This is a genomic window from Nocardia goodfellowii, assembly GCF_017875645.1.
GTDB lineage: Bacteria > Actinomycetota > Actinomycetes > Mycobacteriales > Mycobacteriaceae > Nocardia > Nocardia goodfellowii.
On record NZ_JAGGMR010000001.1, the window covers coordinates 4420905 to 4434824 of the forward strand.

The 13920-nt window shown below is 65.7% G+C and carries 16 protein-coding genes; 9 read left to right on the plus strand and 7 right to left on the minus strand.

What is annotated here, in order from left to right; genetic code table 11:
• The first annotated feature begins 17 nt into the window (after positions 1-17).
• Genes BJ987_RS20260 through BJ987_RS20270 form a run of 3 tightly spaced genes read left to right on the plus strand, consistent with a single transcriptional unit; the run spans position 18 to position 3181 of the window.
• Positions 18-1130, plus strand: a complete 1113-nt coding sequence (locus BJ987_RS20260) for an FAD-dependent monooxygenase (RefSeq protein ID WP_209892387.1) — start codon at positions 18-20, stop codon at positions 1128-1130.
• Positions 1127-2176 carry an amidohydrolase family protein gene (locus BJ987_RS20265; RefSeq protein ID WP_209892390.1) on the plus strand — a complete coding sequence of 350 codons (1050 nt, stop codon included), beginning with the start codon at positions 1127-1129 and terminating at the stop codon, positions 2174-2176. Before BJ987_RS20260 ends, BJ987_RS20265 begins: the two co-directional genes overlap by 4 nt.
• Before the next feature lie 51 nt (positions 2177-2227).
• The gene (locus BJ987_RS20270; protein ID WP_307869690.1) at positions 2228-3181 is read left to right on the plus strand and encodes a LysR family transcriptional regulator; all 954 of its coding nucleotides are present in this window, start codon (positions 2228-2230) and stop codon (positions 3179-3181) included.
• Positions 3182-3225: 44 nt separating this feature from the next.
• Here the strand turns inward: BJ987_RS20270 and BJ987_RS20275 are convergent, their stop codons facing one another.
• Complete coding sequence (locus BJ987_RS20275) at positions 3226-3903, minus strand: TetR/AcrR family transcriptional regulator (RefSeq protein ID WP_209892395.1); 678 nt, start codon at positions 3901-3903, stop codon at positions 3226-3228.
• 243 nt (positions 3904-4146) lie between these two features.
• Here BJ987_RS20275 and BJ987_RS20280 point away from each other — a divergent pair, with 243 nt between their 5' ends.
• The 3 genes from BJ987_RS20280 (at position 4147) to BJ987_RS20290 (ending at position 7008) form a co-directional block, all read left to right on the plus strand.
• The gene (locus tag BJ987_RS20280) at positions 4147-5388 is read left to right on the plus strand and encodes an FAD-dependent oxidoreductase (RefSeq protein ID WP_209892398.1); all 1242 of its coding nucleotides are present in this window, start codon (positions 4147-4149) and stop codon (positions 5386-5388) included.
• A gap of 100 nt (positions 5389-5488) precedes the next feature.
• Positions 5489-5740, plus strand: coding sequence for a cold-shock protein (locus BJ987_RS20285; RefSeq protein ID WP_209892402.1), 252 nt, complete (start codon positions 5489-5491; stop codon positions 5738-5740).
• 134 nt (positions 5741-5874) lie between these two features.
• On the plus strand, positions 5875-7008 hold the full coding sequence (locus tag BJ987_RS20290) for an AbrB family transcriptional regulator (RefSeq protein ID WP_209892405.1): 1134 nt from the start codon (positions 5875-5877) through the stop codon (positions 7006-7008).
• 420 nt (positions 7009-7428) lie between these two features.
• Here BJ987_RS20290 and BJ987_RS20295 read toward each other — a convergent pair whose 3' ends face one another.
• Both BJ987_RS20295 and BJ987_RS20300 read right to left on the minus strand, forming a co-directional pair.
• The gene (locus BJ987_RS20295; protein WP_209892408.1) at positions 7429-7695 is read right to left on the minus strand and encodes a hypothetical protein; all 267 of its coding nucleotides are present in this window, start codon (positions 7693-7695) and stop codon (positions 7429-7431) included.
• A gap of 367 nt (positions 7696-8062) precedes the next feature.
• Positions 8063-8740 (minus strand): DUF6461 domain-containing protein, encoded by a 678-nt coding sequence (locus tag BJ987_RS20300; protein ID WP_209892410.1) that lies wholly within the window; start codon positions 8738-8740, stop codon positions 8063-8065.
• 596 nt (positions 8741-9336) lie between these two features.
• Between BJ987_RS20300 and BJ987_RS20305 the strand changes: the two genes are divergently transcribed.
• Positions 9337-9675, plus strand: coding sequence for a hypothetical protein (locus tag BJ987_RS20305; RefSeq protein WP_209892413.1), 339 nt, complete (start codon positions 9337-9339; stop codon positions 9673-9675).
• Positions 9676-9705: 30 nt separating this feature from the next.
• Here BJ987_RS20305 and BJ987_RS20310 read toward each other — a convergent pair whose 3' ends face one another.
• Positions 9706-10605 carry an oxidoreductase gene (locus BJ987_RS20310; protein WP_209892416.1) on the minus strand — a complete coding sequence of 300 codons (900 nt, stop codon included), beginning with the start codon at positions 10603-10605 and terminating at the stop codon, positions 9706-9708.
• A gap of 84 nt (positions 10606-10689) precedes the next feature.
• Between BJ987_RS20310 and BJ987_RS20315 the strand changes: the two genes are divergently transcribed.
• On the plus strand, positions 10690-11259 hold the full coding sequence (locus BJ987_RS20315; RefSeq protein WP_209892419.1) for a TetR/AcrR family transcriptional regulator: 570 nt from the start codon (positions 10690-10692) through the stop codon (positions 11257-11259).
• A gap of 227 nt (positions 11260-11486) precedes the next feature.
• On the opposite strand, the gene BJ987_RS20320 is transcribed toward BJ987_RS20315, so the two are convergent.
• The gene (locus BJ987_RS20320; protein WP_209892422.1) at positions 11487-11906 is read right to left on the minus strand and encodes a GlcG/HbpS family heme-binding protein; all 420 of its coding nucleotides are present in this window, start codon (positions 11904-11906) and stop codon (positions 11487-11489) included.
• 96 nt (positions 11907-12002) lie between these two features.
• Between BJ987_RS20320 and BJ987_RS20325 the strand changes: the two genes are divergently transcribed.
• Positions 12003-12449 (plus strand): MarR family winged helix-turn-helix transcriptional regulator, encoded by a 447-nt coding sequence (locus tag BJ987_RS20325; RefSeq protein ID WP_209892425.1) that lies wholly within the window; start codon positions 12003-12005, stop codon positions 12447-12449.
• A gap of 81 nt (positions 12450-12530) precedes the next feature.
• Here the strand turns inward: BJ987_RS20325 and BJ987_RS20330 are convergent, their stop codons facing one another.
• Together BJ987_RS20330 and BJ987_RS20335 are read right to left on the minus strand one after the other, a co-directional pair.
• Positions 12531-13028 (minus strand): nucleoside deaminase, encoded by a 498-nt coding sequence (locus tag BJ987_RS20330; protein ID WP_209892428.1) that lies wholly within the window; start codon positions 13026-13028, stop codon positions 12531-12533.
• Between the two features lie 309 nt (positions 13029-13337).
• Positions 13338-13844: a TetR/AcrR family transcriptional regulator gene (locus BJ987_RS20335; protein WP_245367303.1), complete on the minus strand. Its 507-nt coding sequence runs from the start codon at positions 13842-13844 to the stop codon at positions 13338-13340.
• Positions 13845-13920: the final 76 nt, after the last annotated feature.

Sequence of the window (13920 nt, forward strand, 5' to 3'; positions counted from 1 at the left end):
TCCGCCCCATGCCCTCAATGAAGAAGGTAGGAATCATCGGCGCCGGTATCGCCGGAATGTCGGCGGGTATCCTGCTGGCCGACCGCGGTATCGATGTCGAAATTCTCGAACGCGCCGACGGCCCGCGATCGGCCGGTTCCGGAATCACGCTGCAAGGCAACGCGCTACGCATCCTGCGGCAGCTCGGCGTCTGGGACCGGATCGCATCGCAGGGATACTCCTTCGACACCGTCGGCCTGCGCGCACCCGACGCCGAAGCCACCGTCCTGGTTGTCATGAACGACGTGCGGACCGGCGGGGACGACCTTCCGGCGACCGTGGGAATGCGGCGGCCAGAACTCGCCGCGATCCTGCGCGACCGCCTCGACGCGGCCGGCGGCCGGATCCGATACGGCGCCGACGTGGTGGGCATCGACTCGTCCGGGAACACCGCGACCGCGGTCACCGCGTCCGGGGAGCGCAGGTCCTACAATCTGCTGATCGCCGCCGACGGCGTCAACTCTCCCTGCCGCGGTCTGCTCGGTATCGATGTCACCCCGCGTCCCACCGGGGTCGGTGCCTGGCGGGTAGTGGTCCCGCGTCCCAGCGACGTCGTGCGCACCGACCTCATCTACGGCGGCCCGCACCACGTCGCCGGATATTGCCCCACCGGCGACGACTCGATCTACGCCTACATTGTCGAGGACGCCCATGTCCGAGACAACGCTCAGGGACCGCTGATCTTCAAGGAACTCGCGGCCGGCTACGGCGGTCCGTGGAAACAGATCGCCGATTCGATCGATGCGAACACCCCGGCCAACTACACCTGGTTCACGACCCATCTCGTTGAGGGCCTCTGGCATCGCGACCGGGTGGTCCTGATCGGGGACGCCATCCACAACTGCCCGCCGACGATCGCCCAGGGCGCGGCCATGGCGCTGGAAGACGCCGCGGTGCTCGTCGAGGAACTGTTCGCCGGCGACGCACCGCTCGATGCCGTATTCACCCGATTCCAGGAACGCCGGTTCGAACGAGTCAAGACCGTGGTCGAATCCTCCACCCAGTTGGTGCAGTGGATGGTCGACGGCCACCGCGGCGACATGGCCGAAGTCATCCAGCGTGTCTCCCATATGGTGAAGGAACCGGCGTGAGGGGCCCGATCGTCGACGTGCACGCGCACGCGCTGCTTCCGGCCGTCGAAGCCTACGTCGCCGAACTCGACCCCGAGGGCCTGGCTGCCGCCAAGGCTCTCGACGCCCGCCGAAACGGACCCGAATCCCTCGCCGCCTCGGGCCGGATGATCGGCGAACGATGGCAACTCCTGACCGACCTGCCCACCCGCCTGACCGCGATGGAGGCTGCCCGAGTCGACGTCCAGCTGGTGTCTCCGTCACCGTCCCACTACTACCCGTTCCTCGGACCGGACCAGGCAATCGATGTCGCCCAGCGGGTGAACACGGCCATCGGTGAGCTGGTCGGCCGGGCCCCCGGCCGGCTCCGGGGACTGGGTGTCGCCCCGCTACAGCACCCCGAACGGATGGTTCCCGCCCTCGACGACGCACTCGGCCGCGGACTGCTGGGCGTGGAGATCGGGTCCTTCGGTGCCTCTGCTACGGGCGGGCAAGCCGGCACCGTGGAACTGTCCGATCCGGCGCTGAACCCGTTCTGGGCTGCCGCCGAGTCGGCCGGCGCGGTCGTTTTCCTCCATCCGTTCGGGTGCTCCCTCGACGAACGACTCGACCGGTTCTATCTGGCCAACACCGTGTCCCAGCCCGCGGAGAACGCGGTAGCACTGTCGCACTTGGTCTTCGGCGGAGTCCTCGATCGCTACCCCGGTCTGCGCGTGGTTGCCGCGCACGGCGGTGGTTACCTTCCGACGACCATCGGGCGCTCCGACCATGCCTGGCGGGTCCGGCCCGAAGCCCGCGGGTGCCAGCACCCGCCGTCGACCTACCTGCGGCGGCTCTGGTTCGACTCGCTCACCCACGACAGCGGGCAGCTCACGGAGCTGATCCGGGTGGCCGGTCCCACGCGTGTGCTCCTCGGTTCGGATTTCCCCTTCGATATGGGAACCGACGACCCCGTCGCCGCGGTACGCGCCGCGGGCCTGCCCGAAGCGGTCGTGCGGGCCGTACTGTCCGGCAACGCCGCGGCACTGCTACCGGACATCGGAGACCCGGAGGACCTGGTCACGTAGGGTTTCGGAGGACAGGATGCGCGCGATGGCGGCCAGGGCGGAGGAGTGCCGGTGAAGGAAGTCGACTTGAACCTGCTGCCGCATCTGCACGCGCTGCTCGAACTGCGCAACGTCTCTCGCGCCGCCGAACGGGTGCACCTGAGCCAATCGGCGATGAGTGCGGCACTGGCCCGGCTGCGCCGGCATTTCGACGACGAACTCCTGGTCCGTGCCGGACGGGAGTACACCTTGACCGCGTTCGCCCGTAGTCTCGCGCCGGCTGTCCAGGAGGCTCTGGCGCGAGTGCAGGACGCGATGCAGATGCGGTCGGAGTTCGATCCCGCCGACACCGACCGAACCTTCGTCCTCGCCGCCTCCGACTACGCGACCACGGTCGTGGTCCGGCCGTTGCGCCGGCTGATCGCCCAGCAGGCGCCCCACGTATCGGTGGAAATCGTCCCTACCGCCGGGATCGACCTCGGCCTCGAAGTATTCGGCCAGGTGGATATCGTCGTCGGACCGATGGGATTCGATTTCGGCGGCAGCTACCGGCAGTTGTTCCGCGACGAATTCGTCGCCGTCATGGACAGCGGCAACCCATTGCTCGAGCGCGCCGAACTGACCCTTGCCGACCTCGCCGCCGTGCCGCACGCCGCCGGCGAGTTCGGCCCCGGCGTGACGACACCGCCCATGCAGTTCCTCGCCGACGCCGGTATCGCCCCCGTGGTGGCCGCTCGGGTATCGGGCTGGCAGATCCTGCCGTTCCTCGTCGAAGGCACCGACCTCGTCGCACTGGTCCCTCGCCTGCTGGCCACCCGATTGGCCACCGGGCTGGCGGTGACCGTCGTCGAATTCCAGGCGGACCTCGAGATACCGATCGTGGAGGCCATGTTCTGGCATCCTCTGCACACCACCGACCCCGCCGGCACCTGGCTCCGTGAGTCGATCCACCAGGTCTGCCGTGAAATCCGTGACGAAGACACCGGACCGATTCATCCGGTCCGGATCGGGCTGCCCAAGTCCTGATCGACCGTTCCGATGCGGGCACGGGGTCGGGGTCGATCGCCGGATCACCCGGCCCGTAGGTATCTTTCGACCATCGTCGCCGAGTGCGCGATCTGCTCGTCGAGTGTGGGTGCCGGGCTGATGAAGTCCGCACCCTGCATCGTATGCAGCACGGCCATCGCGTACACGGCGCGAAAGGCTTGCCGCGCCGGTATCGGGTCGCCGGTGAGTAGTCCGGTGCGCTCCAGCGCGGCGACGAACATATCTCCGAGCAGGGCGGTATGCCGTTTGCCTCGCTCGAAGACCACGCGATGCTCGGGTGCGATGGCGATAACCGGCCGGAGGAACTCGGCGTTTCGCTCGAACAGGAGCAGCACGGCGGCGACTGCCCGGCTGATCATTTCCCCGGGCGGTAGGCCCGGCTCCCGCGTCTGCCGGAACAAGTGGTCCCGGTCGGCTGCCATTTGCGTCATCTTGTGTTCGTAGACGGCCAGGAACAAGGCTTCTTTGCTCGCGGCGCGCTCATAGATGGCCCGCGGATTGATACCGGACGTTTCACTGAGCGCCGCGATCGTGAAGCCGCTGTAGCCGGCGGACTCCAGCAGCGTGATTCCGGCATCCAGCACCCGCTGCCATGCTTCGCGGCTGCGCTTTTGCCGCGGCTGCCTGATCGCGAGGGTCTCGGGAAGTTCCGGGGTTGCCGTATCGCGTTCCGGCATATCGGGGGATTTGCGGGAGGCCATTGACAAATGGTGACACGGAGCACAAGATTGTCCGTAACCGAAGTGTTCACTTCGGTTTGTGCGAGTGATCCGCGTAACGCCGGTGCGACCGCCGTCCAGGAAATCCGATGGCGGGCGACGCGGACCCACATCGAGTCGGTCGGACGCCGGCGCACAGTCACCGATACCGGCCGACATTTATCCGAAGAGTCTGTGCTGCAACAGCTCTGGGATCGGCCAGGAGTTATGGAAAGAGAGGCCCGAATGGCCCGGCAATCAACGAAGAACGGCAGGGTCGCGGTGATCGGTGGGGGGCCGGCGGGAATGGCGACCGCGCTGTCGGTGCGTCAAACGGGCCACGAGGTCACCGTGTTCGAGCGTTACCCGCATGCGCGCGTAGCGGGAAATATCCTCAACCTATGGCCCGCGCCGATCAAAGCGCTCGGGCTGATGGGCGTCGACACCGCCGGGCTCGGCGCCGGCTGCTTCACCGAGTTCCGCAGCCACCGGGGAAAGAGACGGGCCCGGATCCAACTCCCCGACGACATCGTCCGCGACTACCACGGCGGCTATATCGGACTGCTGCGCCGTGAGCTCTACGAGCGCATGCTCGCGACCCTGCCCGAAGGCGTCATCCAATTCGACCGCGGTGTCACGAGTTTCGAACAGGACCGTAGCGGTGTCCGCCTGCACATGTCCGACGGCGCCATCGAAGAAGCGGATGTACTGGTCGGCGCGGACGGTATCGATTCCCTGGTCCGCCGCACTCTGTGGGGTGATTCCCCCAAGCGTGAGCACAATCTGCACGTCCTCGCCGGATTCGTCCTCGGCAAAAAGATCGACGGCGTCGAATACAACGAGAACATCCTCAACCACAGCCGCACCGTCCAGGGCACCTGGAGCGGCATGCTCTACCGCGGCGAGTACGGATACCAATGGTGGGTACTCGAAGCACACGACGCCGACGCCGACGCCGAGTTCACCCAAAACATCGGGGCCAGAGCAAGAATGCTGGCCGCCGAATTCGGTGCCCCGCTGACGACGCTGATCGATGCGACCGATCCAGGCAATATGCAGCGCTGGCCGATTCGCGATCGCAAACCCATCGGCCGATGGTCCTCGGGCCGGGTCACGCTGGCCGGCGACGCCGCCCACCCGACCTCCCCGTATGCCGCCTACGGCGCCGGAATGGCCACTGAGGACGGCTATTTCATCGGCCGCACCCTGGCCGGTGTGGACCTGACCGAGCACGACGCCGTGACAGCGGCCCTGGCCCGGTACGAGAAACCCCGTAAACCGCACACCGCGCGGCAATCGAACCAGGCGTACTACCTCGGGCAACTGTTCCACCACACCCCGCGGCCACTGCGCCGGCTCCGCGATGCCATCCTCGACCACACTCCGCTCCTGCAGAAAGTGGCAGGTGATTCCAGCCCCGGTGAGATCATCGAGCAGATCGCACTGATCGACGAAGCCGAACAACGCTTCAACGCGCTGCGCTCCTGACCGAACCGGGCCCCGCGACCGCCTGGTGCCCGATTCGGACCAAACCGCTTCGCTTGACTGGACGAAACCCCTGTGACCATTCGAGGAAAGGGCATTCGTCATGACGCAGGCAGCGGGCACGGTGAAGTGGTTCAACAGCGACCGGGATTTCGGTTTCGTCATTCCCGATGAAGGTGGGGCTGATCTCCTGGTCGAGGGCTCGGATTTCCTGGCCCAGGACGGTGACGGGGAGATCCGGGAAGGGCAGCTGGTCAACTTCGATATCAGGGTGGGGTCGAAGGGACCGCAGGCCTTGCGGGTGAGCCCACGGTCCGAAACTCCGGATCAGTCTGCTGGAATGCGCCAGCGGTGATTCCGGCGCTGGCGGGTCGGCGGTGTTCTCGGCTTCCATCAGGGGGAATCGTGTTTGCATCGCGGACGACAGCGTCTGTCGCTAGATAACTGGGTCGTTACGGTCCGTTCATCAGCGACGGTGAGCATTGACTCATGAGCCGATGCCAAGTGATCGGATGGGTGGTTCTACTGGTCGCGGTGCTCGCTGCGGCCAAACTGCTGGACCGGTGGGGCTTTCCCGCGCCACAGATGATCCTGGCCATTGTGGTCGGCGGCGTACTGGCGGCGGCCGGGCGGCTGCCCGCGCCGCTACCGGGTGAGGTCTCGGTGGGTGCGCAGGCGATGCTTGGTGTGTTGATGGGCAGCTATCTGGAAGTATCGCTGCTGTCCACGATCGGGCTCGCACTGCTGCCGGTGCTCGGCATCACCGCCGCCACGCTGGTGGTAAGCGTGCTGGTGGCATGGGTGTTCGCGCGGGCGGCCAAGGTGGAACTGCCGACCGCCACACTCGGCCTGCTCGCCGGTGGTTCGGCCGCGGTGGTCGCCTGTGCACACGAATTGGACGCGGACCCGAGGCGGGTGGCGTTCATGCAGTACCTCCGCGTCGCCCTCGTCGCGCTCAGCGCGCCCGCGGTCGCCGCATTGCTCGATGACGAGGACCGGATCGCGAGCATCACCGCATCCGCCGGCGACGTGGTACTCGGCGCGGGCGTCACCAATCCCGATCTGCCGGAGTGGATGATCGTCGGTCGAGGTGATCAAGTCGCCGGACTGTCGATCGCGGTGATGCTCTGCTTCATCGGCATCCGACTCGGCAAGCGCCTCGGATTGCCGAGTCCGGCTTTGATCGGCCCGATGCTGATCACCGCCGCGCTCACCGCGGTGGGCATCAGCCACGGCTACGCGCCGACAAACTTGTTCAAGGAACTGCTGTTCGTCCTCATCGGTTTCGAGGTCGGAACCAAGTTCACCAAAACGGTGATCCTGGAAATGGCCAAGATGATTCCGAGTATGGCGGTGGCCATCGCCATACTCTCCGCCGCGGCCGCCGGACTCGCCTACGGTCTGGCCTTGCTGGTCGATCTCGAGTTGTCGGACCTCTATCTGGCGACCACCCCTGGCGGCATCAATGCGGTCTTGGCGACCGCGGAGGAAATGGGCGCGAACATGCCGCTCATCACGACTGTCCAGAGCGTGCGACTGTTATCAATGGTGTTGCTGCTGCCGTTGTTGATGCGCGGCTTGCGCTATGTGGGAGTGCGCCGAGACACGGGCGCACCGGTATAACTCGATGCGCGCGGTGCCTCTACCCGTTCCGGCTTGCGGTACTGCCGAACGTCCCTCCCTCGACGGCTGAGGTCGAACGAGTCCCACCATCACGGCGGCCGCGGTTGTCTTCGCAAATCCTTTACTGCTGCCGTGAGCAGCCGTTCGAGAACGTTCGCAGCTGTCGCGTTCCGGGCGAGCAAGTGAGCCGTAGCCGTTGGCTGCCAGCCGATCTCGGAACACCCGATAGTGCCGTCAGTGTCGCGCGGTCCCTTGGCTCCATTCCAGGCTCCACGGCGGTCACTGCCCGCTGGGCGAGATCCGCACCGTAGCCTGCTTCCGCGGGCTCGACCCGTCGGAGGCGGTGCACCGCTTCAGCCGCAGCGTGGACCCCGGCCATTCGCCACTCGGGCTGCCCGGCTTCGACCGTGGAGCAGAGGTTCAATCCAGCAGGCACCCCTCTCGACCACCGCGGTCGATGCACTCGTAGAAGTAGCGACGGTAGGTCGCGTCTTCGCTGGACTCGGCGGGGTAGTCCTTGTCGCACTTCTTGGTATCGCGTCGTTCACTCAGCGCGTTGTTGACGCACCTTTTCCATTCCGTGTGGTCGCTGGCACGCGCAGGGGTGGCGAGGACAGCGCCCGTGAGAACCGCTGTCGCGAACACGACTGCGATCAGTCGAACGTATGCGGCGATTCCGCGAGCCATATTCGTCTCCTGTCTCGGCCCGGTCAGACGCGTCGGGTGGATTCGGCTGGTTACGCGTTCCATCCAAGCCATAGACGTTAAAGCGAGCGCCATGGTTTCGGGGGGCAGCAGCCGCCGTGTCCGCACCGCCCTGCCGAGTGTTCGGCGCGGCGCTACCGAGCTACGAATCAACCGGCTGTATTGCCGCGTGGCGCGGTGACCGAATCGGTCGATTCGGGATTGTTCGACGGTCGACTAGAGCTGAAAGCTGTTCGTCGCATGAGCATGTCCTTCTCAGCACAGCGAACTGGTGTGCGAGGCGGGGGACGGAGTTCGGCCCGTACCGTGCAGGCATCGGCGGAAGGCCGTTTCCGAAAAGCGCACCGGGTCAAGCGGTGGTGTGGTGGGGCGGTGTCCATCGGTAGGCGATAGGTCCGATGAGCATGGACTGGTCCAGCATGTCTGCCGTGAACGACACTCCGGTGACCTTGGCCGCCAGGGCGAAGGCTCTCGGCGCGGGGCTGCTGTAGCTGATGTCCCAGGCGTCGGAGTCGCTCTCGTCTTCCGGCTCCAACTCCATGCCCAGCTCGCGCATGTAGTCGTTGAGCCGGTCGGGGTCGCTACCCCAACGGTCATGCGGGTGCTCCAGTCGGTGGCCGGTCACGATCGTCCCGTCGATCGCGTACTCGAGGCTGTGCTCGGCGTAGCCGTGGATGGTGATCGCCAGGACCTCACACTCTCTCGATAGTTCCGCCAGCGCCTTGCGGTCGGTCATCCACCACCCGACCGGTTCGATGGCCACACTCCATGCACCGGCCCGCAACACGCCCACATGACCGCCGCCGTCCCCGCCGCCGGTCTTGCCGAGGAACTCGACCATCCTGTCGTTGAGCTCTGCGAAGTCCGACTCCTGGCCGGAGTCGTCGCCTTTGCTGAAGCGCCGCACCACCTCCGACGGGTCCAGGTTTCGGAAGAAGCCGACGCTGAAGATCTCGCCCAGCGGGTCCGCTCGGCTCTCGGCTGCATCGAGCCACTGAAATGGTGCCAGGGGATCGGTTGTCGCCATATGGGTCATGGTGGCAGAGCCCACCGACAACCCTTCGATCGTCTGGAACGCCTGATCGACCCACTGCCCTCAGCGCGGACTTCCGTTGTCTCCGTTGTCATCCCAGCGACTCCTCCGGCTGATCCGCGAGTCAGCAGATCGCTGAGCGCGCGGCAGATGGCCCAGCTGCGTACCATCTCGACTCGTCTGCGTGAGATCACCGACCCCTATGCGTGAGTGCGGGCTACACGCAGTCGATCCCGTCCGCTTCGCCAGTGCCCCGATCCTGAAGAAAGCCTCATCGACGGCCCGGATGCCGTGTCGTGGGTGAAATCCGCCAGCTACCCAGCCGACCGGACGGGCGTGTCGCGCCCGTTCGCTTTGCACCTTACGATCGCAACGGCCTCACTATTTGCCTGCACTGCTACGAGGACACCCTGTTGCCCAAGCATTCGACAACCCAGGGGCTCGCGTCTGGTGAGCACTGGCGGCGCCTGGCACGTCGCTCGGCGGGAGGCCGTCGGCAAATCCCTTGGGCTGTCCTGGGTTTCGCCGCAGTCTAAAAGGGAAGAACCTGTCCAGGCCGGCAGCTGATCGGCCTGGAGGAGGTCACTATCTTGTCTGAAGAGCAACTCGCACCCAGGGTGGACGCGACGCCGGAGCCGGGCGTAGACCGGCGCGAGGGCCTCGCCACGCTGAGCCTGCGCGAGGCGAATGGGGTGCCCACTCTCGTTGCGGGAGAGGGAACTCTGTTGCCCGCGAGCATCACCGCCGTCGACGAGAGCGGCGCGCCCGTCGCGGTGTATTCGGCGCAGTTGGTTTCGGGATCGCTGTCGGCCGGTGCGAATCCAGGCACCGACGGGGACTTCGGACTGGTCGACCTGTATGGCGAGGCCATCGTCAGTGACCTGTCGAAGAACCAGGAAAACTCCGAAAATTCAGGTTCGATCTCGTAGGCCCCCGGCAGAAACCGCAGAGCCCGATCGTTAGCGCCCTTGCGCCGGATAACTGACTCCGGTCAGCTGCTCGGAGACCTCCCACAGCCGCCTTTGCCGGTGAGGGTCACGCGAGTGGGCGCTCGATCGCGCCTGGTCCGGATATCCTGCGATGCCGAAAAGTCCTGACGGACCGTAGTATTCGCCGCCTACGACCGTAGGATCGGTTGCCGCTCGCAGCGTCGGTAGCGCACCCATGGCCGGTGTCCGGCCGAAGAGCCGGGCGATGGCGAGGTTCGGCAGCCGGAATGCCGCCGGCGAGTAGCGGAAGACGTCGGTACTCGCCCCGCCGGGGTGAGCGGCCACCGCCACCGCCGGGGTATCGGCGAGACGGCGATCGAGTTCATAGGTGAACAGCAGATTCGCCAATTTCGATTTCCCGTAAGCGTTTCCGATCGGCGCGGCCGGATCCTCGGGATCGATGCGGCCGAACCGGTGGCCGATGCTGCTGACGGTGACCACTCTCGCCGAGTCGGCGGCGGTGATGCGGGACCAGAGCAGTCCGGTCAGTGCGAAGTGCCCGAGGTGGTTGATACCGAACTGCGCCTCGAAGCCGTCTTCAGTGGTTCCGGACAGTCCGGTCACACCGGCGTTGTTGATCAGTAGATCGATGCGGTCGTGACAGGCGCCGATGATCGTGGCAGCGCGGTGGACCGAGGCGAGGGAAGCCAGATCGAGTTCGACGGTCCCGATCACGGCGCCGGGTGCTCGGCGTCGGATGCGTTCGGTGGCGGCCTCGGCTTTACCTTGATCACGACAGGCGAGCACGAGTTCGGCGCCTCGCTGTGCCAGTGCCATGGCGGTTTCGAAACCCAGGCCGGTGTTCGCTCCGGTGACCACCGCGACCCTTCCGGTGAGGTCGGGCATGTCGGCTGTAGTCCACTTGCGCACGGGAACTCCTAATATGAATGCGTGGTTCACATTAAAGTGAACCAGTAGTTCACGTTGTCTGCAAGGCGAGGCCAGGAGGCTCAGATGAACGCCAGACCCCAGCGCGCGGACGCGCTACGCAATCGCCAGGCGATTGTCGGCGCTGCCCGCGAACTGGTGATCAGCCATGGTCCCGGCGTCGGAATGGATCAACTCGCCGCCGCCGCGGGGGTTGCGGTGGGCACTCTGTATCGACATTTCCCGACCAAGAAGGACCTGATAGAAGCGATCGTGGACGAGCTCTCGTCTACGATCGGCGAGTCATTGGACGCCGCTCTCGCGCGGGCCGAACTCGATCCGGGCGTGGCCGTCGAAGAGTTGATCGGACTTCTGCGCAGCGTGGTGCTGGATATGAGTCAAGAGCGCCTTTTCCGGTTCGCCGCCGCCGAGGTGGCTGAGGCGCCTTTCCTGAAGTTGCAGACGCGCGGGCGTGCCGCCGTTGACCGGTTGGTGGCCCTGGCGCACCGCGCGGATGCGCTGTATCCCGATATCACCGGTGATGATGTGATCCTGCTGCTGGCTTCGGCACCCGCCGTGGATGTCGAAGAGCCACAGCGACTTCGGTGGTTGGCGCTGGCTCGCCGGGCATTGACCCCCCACGTCGGGCGGGTGTGAGTGAGGGGTGACAACGGTTCCCGAGTCGGCGTGGCCGGACGCACTTGGGGTGTCTCACTGTTATCCAGGCGTCAGCAAGATTCCCGAAATCATCCTGATGCCTCTGTGCGCGAATGGGTTGGCCGCGAGGCGATCTCGTCGACGCGTGCTCGTGCTGACGAATGCGCAATGGTGGTGCCCGGGTGCCGGCGCGGTCGTGTCCATGCACGGTCTCCGGCGGCGCCTCGCTATGCCGGCGCGGCGGGCGAGAGAGACGCGAGGCCTGCCTCTGCGCAGGCGTCGTCTTGTTCGGGGATGCCTCCGCTGACCGCGATCGCGCCGACCACAACATCGCCGCTCCGGATCAGCCGAGAACCCGCACCCGCGATGATGGGTGTGCCCGCAACCTGATCCAGCTGCGCGAACAGTGCGGGCCACGTCTGCTGCATACGCATCAACTCACCGCCGTCGCGCTGGAACAGCGCCACGCTGGACGCTTTCGCCGGGGCGATACGCGCCGATAGTGGTGGCGCACCGTCCATTCGATCGACAATCAGCACATGCCCGCCGCCATCGACGATCGCGACCGTCACTCGCGCACCGAGCGCGGTGGCATGTTCGCGTACCCGGGTGCTGACGGTCCGCGCTTGCTCCGAAGTGAGTGACATGCTCCACCTTCAAATCTATGGGTCCAACCAAGCTTGGACGTCCCAAGGATAACCACATTCCTGGGGAGGACCAAGAGTTTGGCTACACTTCGGTCCATGCCTCTGCAGGAAACACCCACCCGCCTGCGCAGTAAACCGACATGGCTGATCAGCAAGACTGCTGTGCGGGCGCACCGGCTCATCGGCGACGCGATGGCCGCGGTCGGGGGCCGCGCCTACCACTTCGCGATCCTGGCCGCACTCGACGAATTCGGCCCTGACAGCCAGGTGCGGATCGGCCAACGGTGCGGAATCGATCAGAGCGATATGCACGCCATGCTCGCCGAACTGGTCGAACAAGGACACGTCGCACGCGCCCCGGACCCCAGCGATCGACGCCGCAACCTGATCACGTTGACCCGTTCGGGTCGACGCAGACTCGAAAAACTGGACGCAGCACTCTCGGTTGTCCAAAACGACCTACTCGACGGCCTGTCGTCCACCGAGCGAGATCATCTCGCCACGCTGCTCACCCGCGTCCTCGGGCAAGGAACCGAGTTCTAGGGAATCCTTCCGCCGATTATGTAGTGGACGCCAAGTCGCGCGGGGCAGGGGGAAACGGCTGTTGGTCGCAGCCTGAAGTCGCTACCCGTGGCCTTGTGGGTCCGTGCCGAGCCGCCGGCGATGCAGTTCACGGATATTCGCGGTGAGCTCGGGAACTGGGCCTTCGACCACCACGCCCGGTGCCACCTGCTGGATCGGCAAGGCCGTCACCGGTGCTTGCGGCGCACCGAATTCTGTTCGCCACTGGGCGAATTGGGCTGATGACGCGACGTAGACGATCCGGCCGATACCTGCCAGGGCATGTGCGGCCGCGCACATGGGGCAGTGCTCACCGGAGGTGAACACGGTGGCGCCTGCGCGCTCAGCGGGGGAGAGCCGTGCGACCGCCCAGCGGGCCAGCTCGATCTCGGGGTGCGCCATGGGGTCGGCCTGACTGGTTTCGCGGTTGCGGTCCTCGGCGAGCCGGTCGCCCGAGGACGAGACCAGCACCGATCCGAAGGGGTTGTCGCCGGCGGCAAGCGCTTCCGCGGCCAGTTCGATGCAGCGCCGCAGATGGCCGAGCTCGGTGTCGGAGAGCATGCACGCATCCTAACCACGCCGCCATACTCGACAAGGGCAACCGATGACCGTCGACAACTCGACCATCGAACCCGGGCCACTGCCTCTGCCACGCGCCTCAACGCATACAAGCGTGGAACGGATTTCCACGAGTTCACCGGACGCACCATTATGGCGAATGGCCAATGGCTCGACCGGGCGGTCGACTAGCACAAGCAAACCGAAACCATTGAGCGGCAGGTACTTTCACAGCACGCGCTCTCAGGTCAGCGCCACGGGGAAGAGCGCGGTGAAATGCCGCGACCCGCGCGGTCTGCAGCAGTGGCGGATTCACATTCGCGCGAGGATATCGAGTGCGATACGGGTCGCGGCCGCACGGCTTTCCTCATCGCCGAGTTCCAAATCGCCCATCATGGACAAGCTCCAGCTGATCGCCAGCAGTGCTTGACGAGCATGGAACACCGCGAGCGGTGCCGGGTCGGGACCGGCCATCAAGTCCGCTAGTACCCGGAATTGGTAGCGCAGGCTCGTCCCCACGCCGAGATCCCGGAAAGTGGGCTGGTTTTCGGTCCAGAACCGAATCATGTCCTTGCCCAGGCCGTGCAGCAGAGCTCCATAGCGGGTGAGGATGTGTTCGGCGCGGACCGGGCCCGGAGGTTGGGTCTGGGACCACCGGACGATCTCGTCGACGCCGCGGCGGAGATCCTCCGAGAGGCTGGCGACGATGTCTTCCTTCGTCCGGAAGTGGTAGTAGAGAGCTGCTTTCGTCACGCCCAATCGCTCGGCGATCTCACGCAACGAGGTCTTCTCGTAGCCCCGTTCGGCGAACAACTCCATTGCCACGGAACGAATCCGTTCCCTGGTGTCGCTACGGCGGCCGTCCATCGATCCCTCTCTTTTGCTTGACGACAGG